The organism is Streptomyces sp. CNT360, from assembly GCF_000424785.1.
The window spans coordinates 90,104-108,416 of the sequence record NZ_AUKO01000019.1; the positions used below are offsets into that span (position 1 = coordinate 90,104).

The 18,313-nt window shown below is 74.0% G+C and carries 15 protein-coding genes, 1 tRNA gene and 1 pseudogene; 6 read left to right on the forward strand and 11 right to left on the reverse strand.

All coding sequences use genetic code 11. From position 1 onward, the window contains the following. The first annotated feature begins 233 nt into the window (after positions 1-233). The gene (locus H297_RS0117435) at positions 234-971 is read left to right on the forward strand and encodes an aspartate racemase/maleate isomerase family protein (RefSeq protein ID WP_027738118.1); all 738 of its coding nucleotides are present in this window, start codon (positions 234-236) and stop codon (positions 969-971) included. A gap of 254 nt (positions 972-1,225) precedes the next feature. Continuing rightward, positions 1,226-2,377: an MsnO8 family LLM class oxidoreductase gene (locus H297_RS0117440; protein ID WP_027738119.1), complete on the forward strand. Its 1,152-nt coding sequence runs from the start codon at positions 1,226-1,228 to the stop codon at positions 2,375-2,377. Here the strand turns inward: H297_RS0117440 and H297_RS36850 are convergent. Continuing rightward, positions 2,332-4,257, reverse strand: a complete 1,926-nt coding sequence (locus H297_RS36850; protein ID WP_486589547.1) for a putative bifunctional diguanylate cyclase/phosphodiesterase — start codon at positions 4,255-4,257, stop codon at positions 2,332-2,334. The two genes, H297_RS0117440 and H297_RS36850, sit on opposite strands and share 46 nt — an antisense overlap. A gap of 462 nt (positions 4,258-4,719) precedes the next feature. Between H297_RS36850 and H297_RS0117450 the strand changes: the two genes are divergently transcribed. Next, positions 4,720-5,910, forward strand: a complete 1,191-nt coding sequence (locus H297_RS0117450) for a M6 family metalloprotease domain-containing protein (protein ID WP_051351946.1) — start codon at positions 4,720-4,722, stop codon at positions 5,908-5,910. A 76-nt stretch (positions 5,911-5,986) separates the two neighbouring features. Here H297_RS0117450 and H297_RS0117455 read toward each other — a convergent pair. From H297_RS0117455 to H297_RS36865, 7 genes and pseudogenes are all read right to left on the reverse strand, one after another. Further along, a tRNA-Lys gene (locus H297_RS0117455) sits at positions 5,987-6,060 on the reverse strand. A gap of 110 nt (positions 6,061-6,170) precedes the next feature. Then, positions 6,171-6,575, reverse strand: a complete 405-nt coding sequence (locus H297_RS0117460; protein WP_027738121.1) for a hypothetical protein — start codon at positions 6,573-6,575, stop codon at positions 6,171-6,173. A 93-nt stretch (positions 6,576-6,668) separates the two neighbouring features. Next, positions 6,669-8,087 carry an AAA family ATPase gene (locus H297_RS0117465; protein ID WP_051351929.1) on the reverse strand — a complete coding sequence of 473 codons (1,419 nt, stop codon included), beginning with the start codon at positions 8,085-8,087 and terminating at the stop codon, positions 6,669-6,671. Further along, positions 8,084-9,619 (reverse strand): hypothetical protein, encoded by a 1,536-nt coding sequence (locus H297_RS0117470; RefSeq protein WP_027738123.1) that lies wholly within the window; start codon positions 9,617-9,619, stop codon positions 8,084-8,086. The genes H297_RS0117465 and H297_RS0117470 overlap by 4 nt, the downstream gene beginning before the upstream one ends. Then, positions 9,619-10,797, reverse strand: a complete 1,179-nt coding sequence (locus tag H297_RS36855; RefSeq protein WP_064744840.1) for a hypothetical protein — start codon at positions 10,795-10,797, stop codon at positions 9,619-9,621. The genes H297_RS0117470 and H297_RS36855 overlap by 1 nt, the downstream gene beginning before the upstream one ends. A gap of 236 nt (positions 10,798-11,033) precedes the next feature. Further along, a pseudogene (locus H297_RS44315) lies at positions 11,034-11,629 on the reverse strand (IS5 family transposase); the annotation flags it as partial. A 55-nt stretch (positions 11,630-11,684) separates the two neighbouring features. After that, positions 11,685-12,101, reverse strand: a complete 417-nt coding sequence (locus H297_RS36865) for a Rossmann-fold NAD(P)-binding domain-containing protein (RefSeq protein WP_486589548.1) — start codon at positions 12,099-12,101, stop codon at positions 11,685-11,687. 480 nt (positions 12,102-12,581) lie between these two features. Between H297_RS36865 and H297_RS0117490 the strand changes: the two genes are divergently transcribed. Next, positions 12,582-13,175: a histidine phosphatase family protein gene (locus H297_RS0117490; RefSeq protein ID WP_027738125.1), complete on the forward strand. Its 594-nt coding sequence runs from the start codon at positions 12,582-12,584 to the stop codon at positions 13,173-13,175. Between the two features lie 14 nt (positions 13,176-13,189). Here the strand turns inward: H297_RS0117490 and H297_RS0117495 are convergent, their stop codons facing one another. After that, positions 13,190-14,656: an NsdA family TPR-like regulatory protein gene (locus H297_RS0117495; RefSeq protein ID WP_027738126.1), complete on the reverse strand. Its 1,467-nt coding sequence runs from the start codon at positions 14,654-14,656 to the stop codon at positions 13,190-13,192. Between the two features lie 140 nt (positions 14,657-14,796). On the opposite strand from H297_RS0117495, the gene H297_RS36870 reads away from it, so the two are divergent. Next, on the forward strand, positions 14,797-15,228 hold the full coding sequence (locus H297_RS36870) for a hypothetical protein (RefSeq protein ID WP_051351930.1): 432 nt from the start codon (positions 14,797-14,799) through the stop codon (positions 15,226-15,228). Positions 15,229-15,268: 40 nt separating this feature from the next. Here the strand turns inward: H297_RS36870 and H297_RS0117505 are convergent, their stop codons facing one another. Next, complete coding sequence (locus tag H297_RS0117505) at positions 15,269-15,694, reverse strand: hypothetical protein (RefSeq protein ID WP_037794507.1); 426 nt, start codon at positions 15,692-15,694, stop codon at positions 15,269-15,271. A gap of 375 nt (positions 15,695-16,069) precedes the next feature. On the opposite strand from H297_RS0117505, the gene H297_RS0117510 reads away from it, so the two are divergent. Then, on the forward strand, positions 16,070-16,927 hold the full coding sequence (locus tag H297_RS0117510; RefSeq protein ID WP_027738129.1) for a fused MFS/spermidine synthase: 858 nt from the start codon (positions 16,070-16,072) through the stop codon (positions 16,925-16,927). A 788-nt stretch (positions 16,928-17,715) separates the two neighbouring features. On the opposite strand, the gene H297_RS0117520 is transcribed toward H297_RS0117510, so the two are convergent. After that, a complete protein-coding gene (locus tag H297_RS0117520; protein WP_027738130.1) occupies positions 17,716-18,291 on the reverse strand; it encodes a hypothetical protein in 576 nt (191 codons plus the stop codon). Between the last annotated feature and the right edge of the window lie 22 nt (positions 18,292-18,313).

An 18,313-nucleotide genomic window follows, 5' to 3' on the forward strand; every position in this document is an offset into this window, starting at 1 on the left:
TCGCTCGGGCCCGGCCCCGACGGCGGCCCGCCCCGACAACAACCCGGCCCGAGAGCGGTCCGCCCGCCCCGACAGCAGCCCGCCCCGACAGCGCCCCCCCCGGGGACCGTCCGTCCACCGCGAGCTGCCCCTCGTACATCGCTGCACCTCGCACACCTCAGTACGCAACATCGTGCACGGCACCCCCCGGTGCCGTGCACCCGCACACCGCACCGAACTCCCAGGAGGCGTTGATGGCACAGGCGGCACCGGCCCCGGCAGTCGGGTTCCTCTACCCCGGCTACTCGGCCGAGGACGACTATCCGAGGCTGGAGCGGATCCTCGCCGAGGCGGGCACCGAGGTACGGCTGCCCCTGGTGCACACCGACATCGGAGAGGACGCGCACCGGGTGGACGCCCTCCTGGAGATGGGCTCCGCGGCGCGGCTCGCGGCCAAGGTCGAGGAGGCGAAGGGCCACGACATCCAGGCCGTCGTGTGGGCCTGCACCAGCGCCAGCTTCGTCTTCGGCCGGGACGGCGCCCGAGAACAGGTCCGCGAGCTGGGGGAGCAGGCGGGCCTGCCCGCCTCCAGCACGTCCTTCGCCTTCGCCCACGCCATCCGTGACCTCGGCGTCGAACGGGTCAGCATCGCGGCCACGTACCCGGAGGACGTCGCCGACCTCTTCCGCGGCTTCCTGCGGGACGCGGGCGCCGAGGTCGTCGCCATGCGCGGCAGCGGCATCATCACCGCGGCCGAGGTCGGCACCTGGGGTGAGGAGGAGGTCCTGGCCCTGGCCCGCGGCGGCGACCACCCCGAGGCCCAGGCGGTGCTCCTGCCCGACACGGCCCTGCACACCGCCGCCTACCTGCCCGCCCTGGAGGCGGAGCTGGGCAAGCCCGTGCTCACGGCGAACCAGGTGACCGCGCGGGAGGGCCTCCGCCTTCTGGACGTCAAGGCCAGGTGCCCTGCCCTGGGCGCCCTCTTCACCTGACGGTGCCGGACCTCACCTCGCCCTGCCGGACCTGGCCGTGTCCGACCTCGTCCGGCAGGGCCCGGTCCGGCAGGCGACCCGACGGACCGACCCGACGTCCGACCTGGCGGGTCCCTCACCGCCCCGACGGTGCCGCAGGGGCCCGGTGACCACCGGGAAGCGGCCCTCGGAGGCTGCCGGGAAGACAGCGGCCCGCTGACGCGTTGACCCCTCGGGCGCAAACGGCCCGGAGAGCAACCGAGGGAAGGCGAGCCATCGTGAGCCAGGCAGGCCAGGCAGGCGAGGAGGCACAGGACGGGTCCCGGGACACCGGTATCCGAGGCGAGGTACGGGGCGGGGCGCCGGTGCCGCTCTCCGTTCTGGACCTGGTCAACGTGGGGCAGGGCTACACGGCGGGCGACGCGCTGGCCGCCTCGACGCGGCAGGCCGCGCTGGCCGACGCCCGCGGGTTCACCCGCTACTGGGTGGCCGAGCACCACTCGATGCCGGGCGTGGCCAGCTCGTCGCCAGCGGTCATCCTCGCGCACCTGGCCGCGCACACCGAACGGGTGCGGCTGGGCTCCGGCGGGGTGATGCTGCCCAACCACGCGCCGCTGGTCATCGCCGAGCAGTTCGGCACACTGGAGGCGCTGGCGCCGGGCCGCGTCGACCTGGGCCTGGGCCGCGCCCCGGGCACCGACGGGGCGACCGCCGCCGCGCTGCGCCGCACCGAGCGGCTGCGCGAGGGGGCCGAGGACTTCCCGCAGCAGCTGGCGGAGCTGATCCGCTTCCTGGACGACGACTTCCCCGACGGCCACCGCTACGCGCGGATCCACGCGGTGCCGGGACCGGTCCAGGCCGAGGGCGACCGGGCGGCGGCGCACCGGCCGCCGGTCTGGCTGCTGGGCTCGTCCGGTTTCAGCGCGCAGCTGGCCGGGCAGCTCGGACTGCCGTTCGCCTTCGCGCACCACTTCTCGGCGGCCAACACGCTGCCCGCCCTGGAGCTCTACCGCGAGACGTTCCGCCCCTCCGCCGTACTGGACGAGCCGTACGCCCTGATCGGCGCCGCCGCGCTGGCCGCGGAGGACGAGAAGGAGGCCTACCGCCAGGTGCTGACGGGGGCGCTGTCGATGGTGCGGCTGCGCACCGGGCGGCCCGGCCTGATCCCGACCCCGCAGGAGGCGGAGGCCCACCCCTACAGCGCGGTGGAGCGCGACTTCGTGGACAGCTGGCTGGGCAACGTCACCTACGGCACGCCCGATGCCGTGCGGGAGGGCCTGGACGCCCTGGTGAAGCGGACCGGCGCCGACGAGCTGATGCTCACCGCGAACGCGCACTCACCCGAGGCCCGGGTCCGCTCCCTGGAACTGATCGCCGACGCCTACGCGCTGCCCGAGGACCCGGCGGGCGGGGCGCGGAACGCCTGACCGGCGGTGGGGGCCGGCGCACCGGAGGAAGCCCGGCCGGCCGGGAACGCCGAGGGGGCCGCAGCGCCCTGGGACGCCGTGGAGGCGGCCGGCCGGTCCAGCATCTCGGCGATCCGGTCGGCCTCCATCGGCTTGGCGTAGTGCCATCCCTGGCCCGTGTCGCAGCCGATCCGGCGCAGCCGTTCGGCCTGTGCGGGCCCCTCCACGCACTCCGCGGTGACGGTCAGCCCCAGCTTGTGCGCCAGCTGCACCAGGGCGGTCACGATCGTCTCGTCGGCCGGGTTCTGGTGCCGTGCGGTGCGGAAGCCGCGGACGAACGTGCCGTCCAGTTTGAGGGCGCGGACCGGGAGGCGGCTGAGGTAGGCCAGGTTGGAGTAGCCGGTGCCGAAGTCGTCGATGGCGATGTGGACGCCCATGTCCGAGAGCGCCTGGAGCGCCTGGAGGGGGCGCCCGGCCGAGCCCATCACCGCCGACTCGGTGAGCTCCAACTGAAGCAGGTGGGCGGGCAGTCCGGTCTCCTGGAGGATGTCGGCGACGTCCCGCACCAGGTCGCTGTCCCACACCTGGCGCACCGCCACGTTGACGCTCACGTACGGCGGCGGGCCGGGATGCCGGAGCATCCAGCGCCGGGCCTGGCGGCAGGACTCCTGGAGCACCCAGCGGCCCAGCGGCACGATGGCGCCGTTCTCCTCGGCGAGTCCGATGAAGCGGTCGGGGCCCAGCTTCCCGAACTGCGGATGCTGCCAGCGCACCAGTGCCTCCACGCCGCGCAGCGCGTCGTCGGAGAAGCCGACGATGGGCTGGTACTCCAGCACGAACTCGCCCCTCTCCACCGCCCTGCGCAGGGTCGAGGACAGCGACTGGCGGGTCATGCGGTGGGCGTTGCGCTCCGGGTCGAAGAGGGTCCAGCGGGCCTTGCCGTCGGCCTTGGCCCAGTACAGCGTGGTGTCGGCGGCCTGCATCAGCTCGGTGGGGGTGGTGCCGGCGGTCTCGCGTTCGACGACGCCGATGCTGGCGGAGACCGACAGGCGCTGCCCGGCCAGGTCGAAGGGGCGTTGCAGCGCGGCCAGGACGGACTGCGCGAGGGCGGTCACCTGGTCGGTGCCGGTGGAGGACTCGACCAGCAGCGCGAACTCGTCGCCGCCGAGCCGGGCCACCAGGTGCCCGCCGTCGTCCCCACCGCCGGACTCGGCGCACCGGGTGAGCCGCTGGGCCACCGCGTCGAGCAGGTTGTCCCCGACCCGGTGGCCGAGGGTGTCGTTGACGGCCTTGAACCCGTCCAGGTCCAGGTAGCACAGGCCGGTCCGGCCGGTCGCCGAGTCGGCCAGCGCCCCGGCCAGCCGTTCGAAGAACAGGGTGCGGTTGGGCAGCCTGGTGACGGGGTCGTGCATCTGCAGGTGGCGCAGCCGCTCCTGCAGGTCGCGGCGTTCGCTGATGTCCGCGATGGACAGCAGCGCCTCGCCGTGCGCGGTGGGCGTCACGGTGATCTCGGCCCACAGGGTGTGCCCGTCGGCGTGCTTGAGCCTGCGGGTGCACGACATCCGGTCGGCGCGGCCCTGGAGAGCCTCGTGGTAGGCGCTGCGGACCCGCCCGTCGAGGCCGAGGCCGGCCAGCTCGGCGAGGGGGCGCGCGACCAGGCGGCGCGGGTCGGCGCCGAGCAGGATGCCCAGCGCGCGGTTGGCCGTCAGCACACGGCCGTGGGGGTCGACGATGGCCATCGGAAGCTGCGCCGCCTGGAAGGCAGCCCGGAAGTCGCTCTCGTGGTGCCCGTTGTGTGCGCGCCGCCGCCAGCGCTTGTGGCTACTTTCCGTGATGGTCTGGGGTTGCGTTACGAGGGCTTCGCCGGAGTCTTTGCCCGGTCCTTCGAGGGGTCCGTTCACCGATCGCTCCGCGGGGGGCTCGTCTCGTGCGGATCGGTTCGGCCGGCTGCCCGTAGGCCGCCCAGGGGAGGATCCGCGCTGGAAATGTGCCGATCATAGAGGTTGGCGCACAAGCGGAGCCAGTGTTTCGGCTGCCGCCGCCGGTCGCCGGCACGGCCGGGGAACGGGTGTGAGCGCGAGGCTGACCGTTTCTGCGCCAGTGCTGCCAGCGCCCTGACCGCTAACGACCGGGCATTACGAAGAGTAGTCATACTGCGGTTGACTCGACCGGTCTACCGAAACGGTGCATAACCGGACAGCGGGCGGGAGGGTGGGGAGGGTCCGCCGTTCCTTTTCCGGTGAGGTCTCCACGTGGCGCCTGCGTCGGTACCCGGGGGTGTGAAACGGTCTGCCCGCAACCGCTCCGGGGTACGGGCCGACCGCCTGGGTCCGGGTGCCCGGCACCGGGTGGGGGCCGTCGTCATGGCGTTGACGGCCTTCATGGGGGTCGGGCTGGCCGCCGGACCGGTACGGGCCGTTGCAGCGCAGACGCCGTGCGCTCTGCCGCGCACCGACGCGCACCACTCGTTGGGGTTGGACACCTGGAACGCCTCCTATCCGCGCCCCGAAGGGTCGCTCGATGCGGCCCTTCTCTTTCTCTCTTTCCCCGATGCGACCCCCATGGCCACCCCTCGAGAGCTTGTGAATGACCATTTCCCGGCCACATCGGACTTCTTCCTGCGGGCGAGTTACGGGAAGTTCCGGTTGCGGCCGCACCCCGTCGACCACTGGATCCGGATGCCCAAGCCCGCCTCCGCCTACGGCATCCAGCGCGACTGGGACGCTGACCTGCGCAGTTCCTACCTCCAGGACGCCGTGCGCGCGGCGGACCCGCACGTCGACCTCGCCCGCTACGACGTCGTCTACCTCGTCGCGGACCCGGACGCCCCCGGTGTGGACTCCGATGCGACGAAAGTGGTCAATCTCGATGAGCCGATCGTCGCGGACGGAACAGACCTCGACCGGCTCGTCACGGTGTTCGAGCGGCACCCGCCCGACCGCAACGTCCTCGCACACGAGACCGGCCACCTCTTCGACCTGCCCGACCTCTACGAACGCCCCGCCGACGGCAAGGCGGACTGGGACACCCGGGTCGGCGACTGGGACCTGATGGGCAGCCAGTTCGGACTCGCGCCGGAACCGTTCGGGTGGGAGAAGTGGAAGCTGGGCTGGCTGGAACGGTCCGCTGTCGCCTGCGTGCCCGCCACCGGGGGAGCGCCCCCGCAGGCCCGCTACACGGTGCGGCCGCTGGCTGCGTCCTCCCGGCGCCCTGCCGACCCCGACGGCACCCGGCTCGTCGTCCTGCGCACCGGCGAGAACCGCGCCCTGGCCATGGAGGTCCGCGAACGCCGGGGCAACGACAGCGAGGCGTGCAGCGAGGGCCTGCTGATCTACCGGGTCGACAGCGGCGCCCCCTCGACCCACGGCCCCGTCGAGGTCGTCGACACCCACCCGGCCACCTCCGGCTGCCAGGGGGCCTCCGTGCACAGCCGCCTCGCCGACGCACCCTTGGGCATGGGGGAGAGCTGGTCCGATCCGCAGGAGGCCGTCCGCGTCGAGGTCACCGGCCGGACCGCCGAAGGGGACTGGGACATCCGCATCTCGCGGGGCTGAGCAGCCCTGACGCCGGCAGGCGTGGTGCGCACACGACGAAGGCCCCCCGCTCCCGCGGAGGGCCTTCACCTGTCCGTGCGCCGCCAGGGACTCGAACCCCGGACCCGCTGATTAAGAGTCAGCTGCTCTAACCAACTGAGCTAGCGGCGCCTGCTGACGTCGTAGACCTTAACACCCCGATCCGGTGAACCGGAAATCGATAATTGCACCGTCGCCACCCCTCCCACCTGCACGCTCTCCCCGCCTCGGGCGGGGTGCTCCTAGCTTTGGGGCGGGGGCTCGGTGCCGGGCACCCGGTCCTTGAGCAGATCCTGACCGAACTCGATCATCTTGCGCGCGTACTCCTCGGTCCACCCGCCGCGGTCGGCGATGGCCGCGTCGGGCAGCTTGTCGAAGTGCTGCGGGTCTGCGAGCTGCGCCGCGGCGCTGGCCTGGTACTCCTGCGCGCGGTCGGCCGCCGCACGGAACGCGTGGACGAGCTCGGTGGAGCGGTCCAGCAGCTCCTTGGGGTCGGTCAGCGACTCCAGCCCGAAGAAGTGCTCGTCATCGGGCGCCGCGTCGGACGGTTCGAACAACAGCGGTGCGGGGCGGCGGTACTGCGGGCCGCCGCCGCTCCCCCCGGCGGAGGAGCGCGAAGGGTCCGGAGCCGAGCGCGGCTCAGACATGTGTACATACCTCCAAGGTCGTGGGCCGCCCTCCATTGTGCGCCCGGCACCCCCGAGGCCGCACGGGTCGCGGAAGGCCGTGAAGTGCGGGCGTCAGGCCAAAGACACCCGGTGGTCCGCCAGGTGGGAGAGCACCGCCTGGTGGGCCTCCCAGCCGTCCGGGGCCGGGGAGGCGGCACCGAGCTGGACGGGCTCGGTCGCCGGGTGCTCGTCCAGCAGCTCGGCCACGCCCGCCCGGCACACCACCACGCAGGCGTGCCGGTGCCGGGAGGCCAGCACGCACAGCCGCCCGGTCTCCAGGTGGAAGTCGGTGGCGTCGGGCCGCCCCGACAGCGGGTGGAGGACGACCGTGACGTCGAACTCCCGGCCCTGGAGCCGGTTGGCCGTGTCCACGGTGACCCGGGTCGCGTCCCTCGCGGCGTCCGCGCTCCGCGTACCGTCTCCACGAGCCGAACCTGCTGTACCCGTCGGCTTCGCCAGCGCCGCGCGGACCGCCGCCGCCTGGTCCCGGTGCGCGGTGCCCACCGCGATCCGCTCCGCGCTGAGCACGGCCCCCGGCCCGTCCGTCGCGTCCCGTTCCCCGTGGGTGCGCCCCTCCCGCTCCAGCAGGCGGTGCACCAGACGGGCCACGGCCGCCACGGCCTCCGGGTCGGTACGCGGCGTACGGGCCGCCGGCAGCTCCAGCAGGCCCCATCCCGCCGAAGCCGCCTCGTCCAGCACCGCGTCCAGCGGCGAGCCGTCGGCGGGCGCGGTGAAGGCGAGCCGACGCGCCCCCGGCCCCGTGCCGCTGCGGAACGGCGTGTACGGGTAGAAGGCCCGGGAGACCAGCTCCGCCGCCGAGTGCGGCAGCCGCCACGAGACCGGCAGCCGGTGCTGGGGCAGCCCGGGGTTGTGTGCCAGCAGAGTGCTCACGGCGCTGGCCGACGGATCGTGCGCCTGCCCCGCCCACTGGTCGGCGCCCACCTGGCTGAACGGGTCGAGCTGCCCCGGGTCGCCCACGAACAGCGCCCGCTCGAAGAGGGAGGCCACCGCGAGCAGGGCGTCGGAGCGCATCTGGTACGCCTCGTCCACGATGGCGTGCCGCCACGGCTCCTCGGCCGAGACCCAGGCCCACTTGGCGGCCGTGGAGACGACGACCTCCAGCCCGGCCAGGTTCGCGGGCTTCGCGGAGGTGCGCACCGACCGGTGGCGGTCCAGCATCGGGTCGTAGGGCCTGGGCTCGCTGCTGTGCAGCCGGCCGACCGGCAGCGCGGGGTCGGCGCTCGCCAGCCGGTCCACCAGGTCGTCCACCTGGGCGTTCGTCTGCGCGATGACCATCAGCGGGTGCCCCGCGGCGGCCAGTTCACGGGCCGCGCGCACCACCAGGGTGGACTTGCCGGCGCCGGGCGGCGAGTTCACCACCACGCCCCGGTGGGTGCCGTCCACGGCGTCGGCCAGGATGGCCTCCGTGGCCGCCGCGGCGGCCTGCGCCGGGGACGCGGCGGCCCCCGGCGGTTCCACGAGCGTCGTCACAGTACGTCCTCCGAGGTCACCGGATCGGGCCGCTCCGCGTGCGGTTCACCGGGCGGGCCGCCGTGGGTCCAGGGGGTCTCCTCCGGTTCGGGCAGGCCGGGACCGCCGCGCGGCGCGTGCTCGAACAGCGTCCAGCACAGCAAGTCGCCCTTCTCCGGCACGGTCCCGGGCGCCGGCTCCTTGCCCCGCCCCATCCCGTTCACCAGCCGCAGCACGAACTCCCCCGGCCCGGCCATCTCCACCAGCTCGGCCCGCTGCTGCCCGCCCTCCGGCAGCATGCGGTGCAGCTTGTCCCCGTCGGACAGCAGCGGTACGTCGTGGGTGTGCACTGTCACCAGGGGGCGGGGCGAGGGGCGCTTGCCGTCCGAGTACGCCATCTCCACCTCCAGGACCTCCGCCGAGAACGCCTCGCCGGCCAGCCGCCGTACGGCCATCACCAGCGGGTCGTCCAGCGCCTCCTGCGCCTCCAGCTCGGCCTGCCGCTGCTCGCGCATGGCCAGCTTGCGTGCCGCGGTGACCGCGTCGTCGCGGCGCGGCTGGGGCGGTTCGGCGGCCCGCAACCGGTCCCGGTGGTGGGTGTAGGACTGCCGGTCGCGCCGCCACCTGTCGGGCACGTGCGCGGCCTCGGGCAGCGTGTGCAGCAGCTCCACGCCCTGCCACATCGCCTCCCAGGTGGGCCGCAGCTGGGTCGTCACCAACTCGTGCACCGCCTGCTCGGCGCCGGGCACACCCCGGTCGTAGCGGGCCAGCGCCGGAGCCAGCAGCTTGTTGTCGAACGTCGGGTCCGTGGCGGGACCGGCAGGCGGCACCAGCAACTGGCCCCGTTCGTCCCGGCCCAGCTCCGCACGGAGCGCCGCCTCGGCCCCTGTGAGCCCCTCGGGTGGTGCCAGCCACGCCAGCAGCGCCCCCAGATGCTGGTCCTCCAACTGGCTCTGACCCGTGGCCCAGTGCCGGCTCAGCAGGCCCGTCATCGACAGCAGCAGCGAGGAGCCCGGCACCCGGGCGCGCTCCCCGTAGTGGGTGAGCCAGCGGCCCAGCAGCGGCACCCGGGGCGGCGCCGGATGCTCGGCGTCCGGCTCCTCCTCAGCGGTGCGCCGGAACCGCATGGAGCGCCCCAGCAGCCGTACGAAGTCCACACCGGGACCTGTGGGCACCAGTACCTGCGGAGCGTCGGTGCACAGCTCGGCCTCGACGGTGACCCGCTTGCCGGTCTCCGGGTCGGTCTCCTTGCGCTCCACCAGCTCCACCTCGTCCTGACAGGACTCCAGGTGGGGCAGCACCACCTCGGCCAGCCGGCCGAGGAAGGCGAACCGCAGGTCGCGGTCGCGCGGCTGGGCGACGGTGAAGACCGTCGGCGCCGCCGGGTCGGTGCCCAGCATCACCCCCAGCGGCGCGCCGTTCTCACCGGCCGTCGTCAGCGGGACGAGCACCAGCGGGCGGCCGGTCAGGTGCCGGTGGCGCACGGTGGCCACGGGACGGGCGTGCCCGCATGCGGCGGCCTCCATCCGCGCCAGCGCGTGCATCAGCGACATCAGCCCACCTCCGCGTCCACGGCGGCGGACCGCCGTGCGGCCGCGCTCTCCAGCGCCTCCGCGCGCAGCGCCGCCGCCCGCCGCAGCATGGTGGCCGCCGGGTCCCGGGCCGAGGCACCGTCCGGGTCGCCCGAGGCGGCCGCCAGGACGTCCGGCACCGTCGCCAGCCCGCCCAGCTCGCCCCGCACCGAGCGGCCCAGCGCCACCACGGACTCCGCGCCGCGGGCCCGCTCCCGGCAGTGGAAGGCCAGCTCGCAGGCGGACAGGCACTCCGGTGCGTACGCCGCCGGCACCGACTCGACGGCTGCCGTCAGCTCGCCGGGCTCCTGCGTGGGGGCGAAGTGCACCCCCTCGGGCAGCTCGGCGGCGATCTCCTCCAGCCGGGTCAGCCGCCCGATCTGGCGCCGGGTGGCGGCGACCTGCTTGCGCAGCGGGAGCAGCCCGGCGGCCGGCAGGTTGGAGAAGTCCTTCGGACACACCAGCAGCGCGTTCTCCCGCACCGTGCGGGGCCCCTCCTCCAGCGCCAGCGCGTAGACCGCCGCCTGGCGTGCGGCGGCGCCGGCCTTCACCGGGTCGGCGGCACCGTCCAGGATCGGGAACGACTTGATCTCGATGATGCTGAGCGAGCCGTCCGGGTGCACCACCAGCGCGTCCGGCTCCAGATACGCCGTCGAGCCCGCCACCTCCAGGGACAGCAGCGGATGGTCGAGCAGCGCCCAGTGGCCGTGCTCCACCTCCGCCAGCGCCAGCCTGGTGCGTTCGGCGCGCCCGGCGGGGCCGTCGGCGGCCAGGTCGGGAACTGTGACCTGCTCCGGCTCGGGGGGCGTCTCGGCCACCTGTCCGCACAGCAGGGCGAGCAGTACCTCGCCGCCGTCCGCCTTCACCCGCGCCTCGAACACGTTGCCGCGCACGAGCGCGAACTGCGACTGCCCGAACGGGGCGGGCGACCCCAGCGCCTGCGCCACCGCGGCCTTGTCGACGCCGGCGCCGTCCAGCAGCGCACGGCGCCGGCACCCCGGGTTGGCGGCCAGCGCGGCCAGGGCCCGCGCGTCGAGGTGCCGCTGCGGCACGTCGGGACCGCCGCGCAGTTCGGCCAGCCGCCGCGGCGAGGCGGCCCGCCCGGCCGGTGCGGACCGCCCGGGCGGCGGGGTCTGCTTCGGGAGCGAGGAGGAAGTCATCGGCTGTGGCCTCGGGGGAAGGGTGCGGTACCCGCCGAAGTCTCGCATCCACCCCTGACAACCACCCCCCCGCAGGCGGCGTGTGCCTCTGCGGGCAGGCGCCCCCGGCCGTCGGCCCGCCCCGCAGGGTGCGGCTTGCCACACGCCGGGACGGCCTCCCGACCCGCCCCGCCGGACTGGGTGTCCGGACCGCCGGGCAGGCACCTGCTCGGGCCGCCCAGGCAGTTGCGTTCGGATCATTCAGCAGACCGGAGGAGGATGCCGACGATGTGGAGCCCGGTCAGGTGGACGGTGGCGGCCTTCTCGTAGCGGCTGACGACGCCTCGCCACTGCTTCAGACGGCTGATGCGCCGTTCGACGGTGTTGCGCTGCTTGTAGGCGGCGGGGTCGAGGGCCGGTGGTCTGCCGCCGCGTCTTCCTCGTCGTGGTCGGTCTCCGTGCCGGTCGTCGGGGACGGGGAGCACTGCGCGGGTGCCGCGCTCGCGCAGGTACTCGCGGATCGCTCGGGAGGAGGCCGCCGTGTCCGCCGGACCAACGTCCGGCTCGGTGCACGGACGGCCACTCTCTGGGGGAAACACGCACGCGTCTCTCGGGGAACACGCACGCGGGTCGCGACGTCGGTGCAGGCGGGTGCGTCGTCGGCCTGTCCGGTGGTGAGAACGAACGCAGGAGGGCGACGACCGGCATCTGCGGCGAGGTGGATTCTCGTGGTCGGTCCGCCGCGGGACCGGCCGGTGGCGTGGTCGTGTGGCTCGTCGGTGGCCCCCTTTGCACGGGCTCCCGCCGCGTGCAGGTGGGTGCGCACGACCTTGGAGTCCGCTGAGACCGCCCAGGCAGCGGGGGGTTTGCCCGGATCAACGACCAGGTGACCGGGAAGAAGCTCGGCTTCAGGTGGCGATGCGGGCCGCGAGTCGGTCAGCGGCGGTGCGGGGCTCTCGGCCGAGAAGTGCGGTCAGCAGCGGATCGGTTTCGGCGAAGTGGCCCGTGCGGGCTGCCTGGTACCAGGTGAGCACGCGTCGGGCCATCTGCTCCGGCACACCGATCGTGACCTGGTCGGCGACCCACTGGTCGTCGTCCAGGACGATGCGCTTGACGGCGCGATCGGTGAGGTCTGAGGCGATCTTGGCGAGGTCGTCGAAGGTGACGGCCGTCGGCGCGGTGAGGGTGATCGGGCCGTCGATGGAGGGGTCGTCGGCGAGGACGACCGCAGTGGCCTCGGCGATGTCGGCACGGTCGGTGTACAGGACGGGACCGTCCTGCGGCTGAGCGATGTTGCAGACCTGTCCGCACGTGGAGCAGCTCATGGAGATCTGCCGGGTCGGAAGCCGGGCCAACGAAGAGCTCACCGCAGCGGCGCGGACTTCCGGGGCGCTACGGCCAGAGTTCACGGCTGACGATCTCCACGCACGCGTCGTCGACAACGCCCTCGCCCTCCAGCACGGCAAGCGACCTCCCCGGAGGGATGACGGCCGCCGCACCGCGTACCTCCTGGACGGAATCCGAGGGCGCCTTCCGTTTCCGGTCCGTTTCTGGCGGACGATGACAGCGCCCTTGCCCCGGCGTCAGACGTACCCCGCGGTGGGTGCCCTCGTGGACAGGCGTGCCCCGCAGGTGGGGGCGGTGCTGCGAACCGCCTGGTGCGGCGCCCCGCCGGGCGGTCCGGTGGGGGGTTGCGCGAAGATGGAGGGAGCGGTTTCCGGACAGTCGGGAAGCCGCGTTCCGGGTGCCCGGACCCCGTGTCCGGGCGGGCCGGACACCCCGCACGTCACGTCCGAGAGGCTCCCATGGCAGCGCGCATCCTCCTCGTCCGGCACGGTCAGACCGAGTGGTCGGTGACCGGCCAGCACACCGGCAGGACGGACGTCCCGCTGCTGGACGAGGGCCGCCGGGCGGCGAAGCTGCTGGGTGAGCGGCTGCACCGGGCGCCCTGGCACGGGCTGCCCGGCGCGGAGGTGCGCACCAGCCCCCTCTCGCGGGCCCGCGAGACCTGCGAGCTGGCCGGGTTCGGCGGCGCCCCGCGCTGGGACGCGCTGATGGAGTGGGACTACGGCGACTACGAGGGCCTCACCCCCGACCGGATCCGGGAGCGCGCGGGCGACGACTGGTTCATCTGGCGGGACGGTGTCACCGGCGGCGAGACCCTGGCCGAGGTCGGGGAGCGCGCCGACGAGGTGGTCCGCTGGGCGCGCTCGGCCGACCGCGACGTGCTGGTCTTCGCCCACGGGCACATCCTGCGCGTGCTGGGCGCCCGCTGGCTCGGTTACGACCCCTCCTTCGCGGCCCGCCTGAAGCTGGATCCCGCCTCGCTGTCGGTCCTCGGCTGGGCCTACGGCGACCCGGCCCTCGAACGCTGGAACGACACCGGTCACCTGGACTGATCCGGCCCGGCGGGTCAGGCGGCTCCCGCCTGGCGGGTGAGGAACTCCGCCACCAGCGGTTGCGCGCCATGGGGGCGGAGCCGGTGGGCGGTCGCCTGGAGCATGGAGTTGATCCGCGTCGACTGGACGGGCCCGAGGAAGTCCAGGGCCTGCGCGCCGGCCGCCGCCGCCTCGTCCACCTCACCGCGGGCTGCCAGATCGCCCGCCAACTCGGCCGTGAACAGGGCGCGGTTGCGCGTGAAGTGCGGCTTCTGGAGGCGTACGGCCCGCTCGGCGTGGTCGGCGGCGCGGTCCCACTCGCCCAGGGCCGACCAGCACTGGGCCTCCAGCCCTTCCAGTTCGGCCTCGCCGAAGAAGCTCATCCACTCCGGGTCGCCGTCGCGGCTGCCCCGCGCGAACAGCCGGTGGGCCAGCGCGAGCGCCTGCCCGCAGTTGGTGCGGTCGCCCAGCCCGGCCCAGCCGCCGGCCTCACGCAGGGCGAGGAGCGACAGCAGGTGGGGCGAGCCCAGTTCCTTGGCCGCCTGGCGGCCGGCCTGCGCGGCGCGGACGGCCTCGCGGGGGCGGTCCGCGTCGCGGGCGAGGAAGGCGGTGTTGCAGAAGGCGTGTGCCTCCAGCGCCGGGTCGCCGGCGACCCGGGCGGTGGCCAGGGCTTCCGCGTAGTGGGAGCGGGCGTCCGCGTAGTGGCCGGAGTCGTGGGCCAGCCAGCCGACGGAGATGGCGAGTTCGCCCGCGCCGGTGTGCAGCCGCTCGGCCACCGACCGGCTGCGGGCTCCGGCGTCCAGCAGGTCGTAGGCGGTGCGCAGCGGTGCGGCGGCCCGGTGGTAGAGCCCCGCGCCGCCGTGCCGGTCGTCCAGCAGCCGGATCTGCCGTACGGCGGCCTCGACGGCGCTCGCCTCGGCCTCGCCGGCACAGGCGGGGGTGGGGACTGGGGGTGCGGAGCGGTCGGCGGACCAGGCGTGGGGGGCGGCCCCGCCGAGGGAGGCGGCGGCGAGGGCGGCGGGGCCGCCCGTCATGAAAGCGCGACGTAGCACGTCGCTCTCCTCGTCGTACTCGGGACAGTTGGGGAATGCGATGAGACCGGGGCTGTCGGGGTGGTCGGGGTGCGGGGGGAGGGAGCCGGGGACGGAATCACCGCAGCGCGCGGTGGACCGAAGGGGCGCTTCCCGTTCGGCGTGCGCCCCTTGAGCGCGCGCCGCGCGACCGCGTACCGACTCCCGGGGTGCGAAGCCCATGTCCGCCAGCGAACAGCCGGGGAACATGTGCAGGAACACCCGCTCGTAGGCGTAGTTGGGGCACCGGATCTCGCCCGACTCGACGCGGCCGATGTACCGCGCGTCGCACGAGACCTGTTCACCGATCTCCCGCGCCGAGCGGCGCACGTTCGCCGCGAACTCCCCGGGGGAGAGATGCCCCCTCAGTGCCCTGAACGCGGTGTTGGGAGCGTGCTGCGGTCGGGGTGACGTTGAGGGTGACGACGCCATGGCGGAAACGTACCGGCTGTGACGGGCCCGGCACCGAGGGTTTGGCTACAAACCGGATATCTCACCCGGCTTCTGCCATGAAGTGCCATCCAATGCGCTGGTTCGCTGCCGTAGCTGTTGACGAGGACAGCCGTTGGACCATGCACACCGACCGCGAGGAGGGGTCTGAGTTGTTGGACAGTGGTGGAGGCAACGGCACTCCTGGCGCCGGACCGGTGTCCGAGCCCTGCGACCTGGTGACCGTGCCCGCTCGGCACGGTCTGGAGGCCGTGGACATCCTCCGGCTGCGGGACGGGGTCGGTCCCGTGCTGCACGACCGCTCCGGCGACACCCTCGGCTTCCTCGTCCCGCCGGGGACGGCGGACTGCTGGGACCTTCCGGGCAGCGCCTGTACCCAGACGTACGCGTACGGGCCCCGCGTCGCCGCGCCGCCCACCGGTGAACCGCCGGTGGCCGGTACCGGATGGCTGGTGCCGCCCTCGGTCGCCTACGCGCACGCCACCGAACCCGCCGAGCTGCGGGCCGCGCTGGGCGAGGCCGCGCGCACCATCGAGGCCGCGAGCCGGGTGTGAACCGTGGCTCGCGGCGCGTGGTCGAGGTGGTGCCGCGGGGTCAGCGGCCGTAGGCGCCGCCCCGGACCGCCCGGGTGCCGCCCGGACAGGTCATGGTGACCCGCTTCGAGCCGGAGAGCGCCGGAGTGACGTAGCGGACCCGGTTCGAGCAGTCGACGAAGACCCGGTAGGCCCGCCCGGAGCAGGAGACGGCGAAGGTCCGCCCCGAGAGGTAGGGGTTCCAGCAGCGCAGCGAGGCGGCCTTGGCCGGGGCGGACTTCCCGGCGCGGCCCTCGCGGGCCGCATGGCCGTGCTTCGTACGGCCTGTGCGGGTGTCCTTGGCCGCGTAGTGGGCGCTCGCCGCCACCTGCGAGTCCGCGACTGCGGCGGGCGCCGATGCCGACGCCGCGGGGGCCGTCGCCCCGCCGGCTCCGAGTGCGAGCAGTACGCCGGCGCCGAGCACGGCCAGTGAATTCCGAATCGTCATGCGCGTGTTCCCTTTCCTTGTGTCACGCGGCCCGCGTGGCCGTTCACCCGCTTTTCGGGCGACAGCAAAAGAATCGATCCGAGAATGAGGGGAATCAATAATTCCATGTTCTTGGTATGATATTTACGCTGGTCGTGGCGGTCTGCCTCGCCCTTGTCGGAGCGGAGGCGAATCGGTTCTCCCGCGACCCGGGACCGCACGCGGAACCATCCGAGTGAGTGAAACGAACGGTGGTTGTTCCCGCTTTTTCCGAGTGCCGGGAAGGCGGAATCCGCAAAGAAATCGCACAGCCCGGGAAGAGGTCGGCGAGGGGAGTCGAGAGCGCGGCGGGGGTGCCCGGGACGGTGGCCGCAGCCGTGCCGGATACTGGGTGACATGGCACGGGGCGAGCGGCGACGAGGGCGGGAGACCGTCGTCGCACCCGTCACCTCCGGCACCGCCTCACTGGTGCCGGACCCCGACCGTCCCCGGGCGTGGTCCCTGCTGCTGGACGGTGCGCCCCAGTCGCACGTCGACCTCGACGACCCCACCCACCTCGCCTTCGAGTACCAGCGCAGGATCGGCCACCTCGTGGACCTCCTCGCCCTGCCGGGCCGCCCGGTGCACGCCCTCCACCTGGGCGGCGGCGCCCTCACGCTGGCCCGCTACCTGGCCGCCACCCGACCCCGCTCCACCCAGCAGGTCCTGGAGGTGGACCAGGAGCTGACCGGCCTGGTGCGCGCCCACCTCCCGGTGCCCAAGGAGTGGCGGATCCGCGTGCGGGCCGGGGACGCCCGCGAGGGGCTGGGCAAGCTGCCGCCGGGGTGGGCGGACCTGGTCGTCGCCGACGCCTTCAGCGGTGCGCGCACCCCCGCCCACCTCACCAGCACCGCGTTCCTGAACGAGGTGCGCCGCGTACTGCGGCCCGACGGCTGGTACGTGGCCAACATCGCCGACGGCCCGCCGCTGAGCCACCTGCGCTCCCAGATCGCGACCGCCGCGGCCGTCTTCCCGGAGCGGTGTCTGGCCGCCGACCCGGCGGTGCTGCGGGGTCGGCGGTTCGGCAACAGCGTGCTGCTGGCCGCCGATCGCCCCCTGCCGGTCGCCGAGCTGACCCGGCGCGTCGCGGGGGACCCGCATCCGGGGCGGGTGGAGGCGGGCCGCTCGCTGGACGCGTTCACCGGCGGGGCACGGGCGGTCACCGACGAAACGGCGAAGGCCTCTCCCACCCCTCCCGAAGGCACGTTCGGCTGACCGGTGGGTGCCAGGACACGGTCCCGTACCCGGCCTCGGACTGGAGGGCTCGCATGGTGAGGTAGCGCGTGTTCCTCGCTGAGGCCGTGCCTGGTGTCACCGTGTGCGGTGGCAGGGGGCGTATCGGCTCCAGGTGCCTACGGCTTCGGTGACCAGGCCGGTGGCTGTCTTGTCGTGGTGACCGAGGGCCTTCGCGATGACGGGGGCCGGGGCCTGGAGGACGAGTTGGCGGCTCGCGGAGGTCCTGCCGCGCTGTGGCGGGACGCCGATCGTTCGCAGGTGGCCTCGGAGGCTGACCGGGTTCATCGGCCGGCCGGGCCGACGGCCGGAGAAGAGCCACCGTGAGCTTCTGCTGCCGGCGTAGGGCAGGTGCCGACAAGAGCGGATGCAGGCCCGCATGAGGTCAGCGATGGACTCCGGCGGCGGGGGCGGCGGATCTCCCAGCCGCACGGCGCTGGTGGCCCCGCCGTCGAAGACATCGTCGACCGTGAGGCGAACGATGCAGGCGAAGGGTTGCGTGCAGAGGAGGACGAGCGCAGCGGCGGTCCGGGTCCGCAGGGGGCCTGAGGCTTGCCGGAGCCGCTGGTCGGCCAAGTCGTGGAACCGGCGTCGAAGCTGTAGCCGAGGATCTTGAAACAGCCCGAACACCCTCGGAGCGCGAGGCGCTGCCGGTGGCCGCCACATTCGGCTCCGCCCCGCCTGCCACGTGTGCTGGATGTCATGATCACCGGCTTGGCGTCAGCCGCTGCACCGATGTTCTCCGAGGCCGGTGCCCCGGCCCGGCGGCGTCAGCCGGCGAAGGTCTCGATGCGGGGCTGCCCGTCGTCCCAGCGGCAGAAGACCGACGAGGAGGCGGAGCCGTCGGTGAAGGTCACCCTGATGTAGCCCTGGGCGTGCCACACCTTCATCTCCCAGCCCGGCTCGGGCGTCGCGGACACCAGCGTCGCGGAGTCGGCGCCCATGTCGAAGACGGCGCGGCCACCGTGCACGGTCGCCCCCTCCACCTGCCCGGTGGCGCCGCTTTCCGAGGCGGGCGGTGGCGTGGTGGGCCGCGGGGTCCTGGAAGGGGTGCGGCGCGGTGTGTGGTCCGGCTTGCGGGAGAGGGACGGCGAGGGGGAGGGGGTGCGCGGCCTGGGCCGGTGGGTGGAGGAGGCCCGCGGCTGTGCACCGGGGTCGGGTCCGTGGGAGACGGGCAGCGCGCGCGGCGGGTCGTAGGGGGTGCCGTCCAGCACGGTGTGCACGCCGAACCAGGACAGGGTGGTGGCGGCGCCGGTGGCGAGTGTCCACGCGAGGGCGTGCGCCCCGCGCGGCCTGCGGAGTCGTCCGGTGCGCTGCGTTCCCTTCGTCCCCGTCGTCCCCGTCATCCCCGTCACCTTAAGGCCCGCC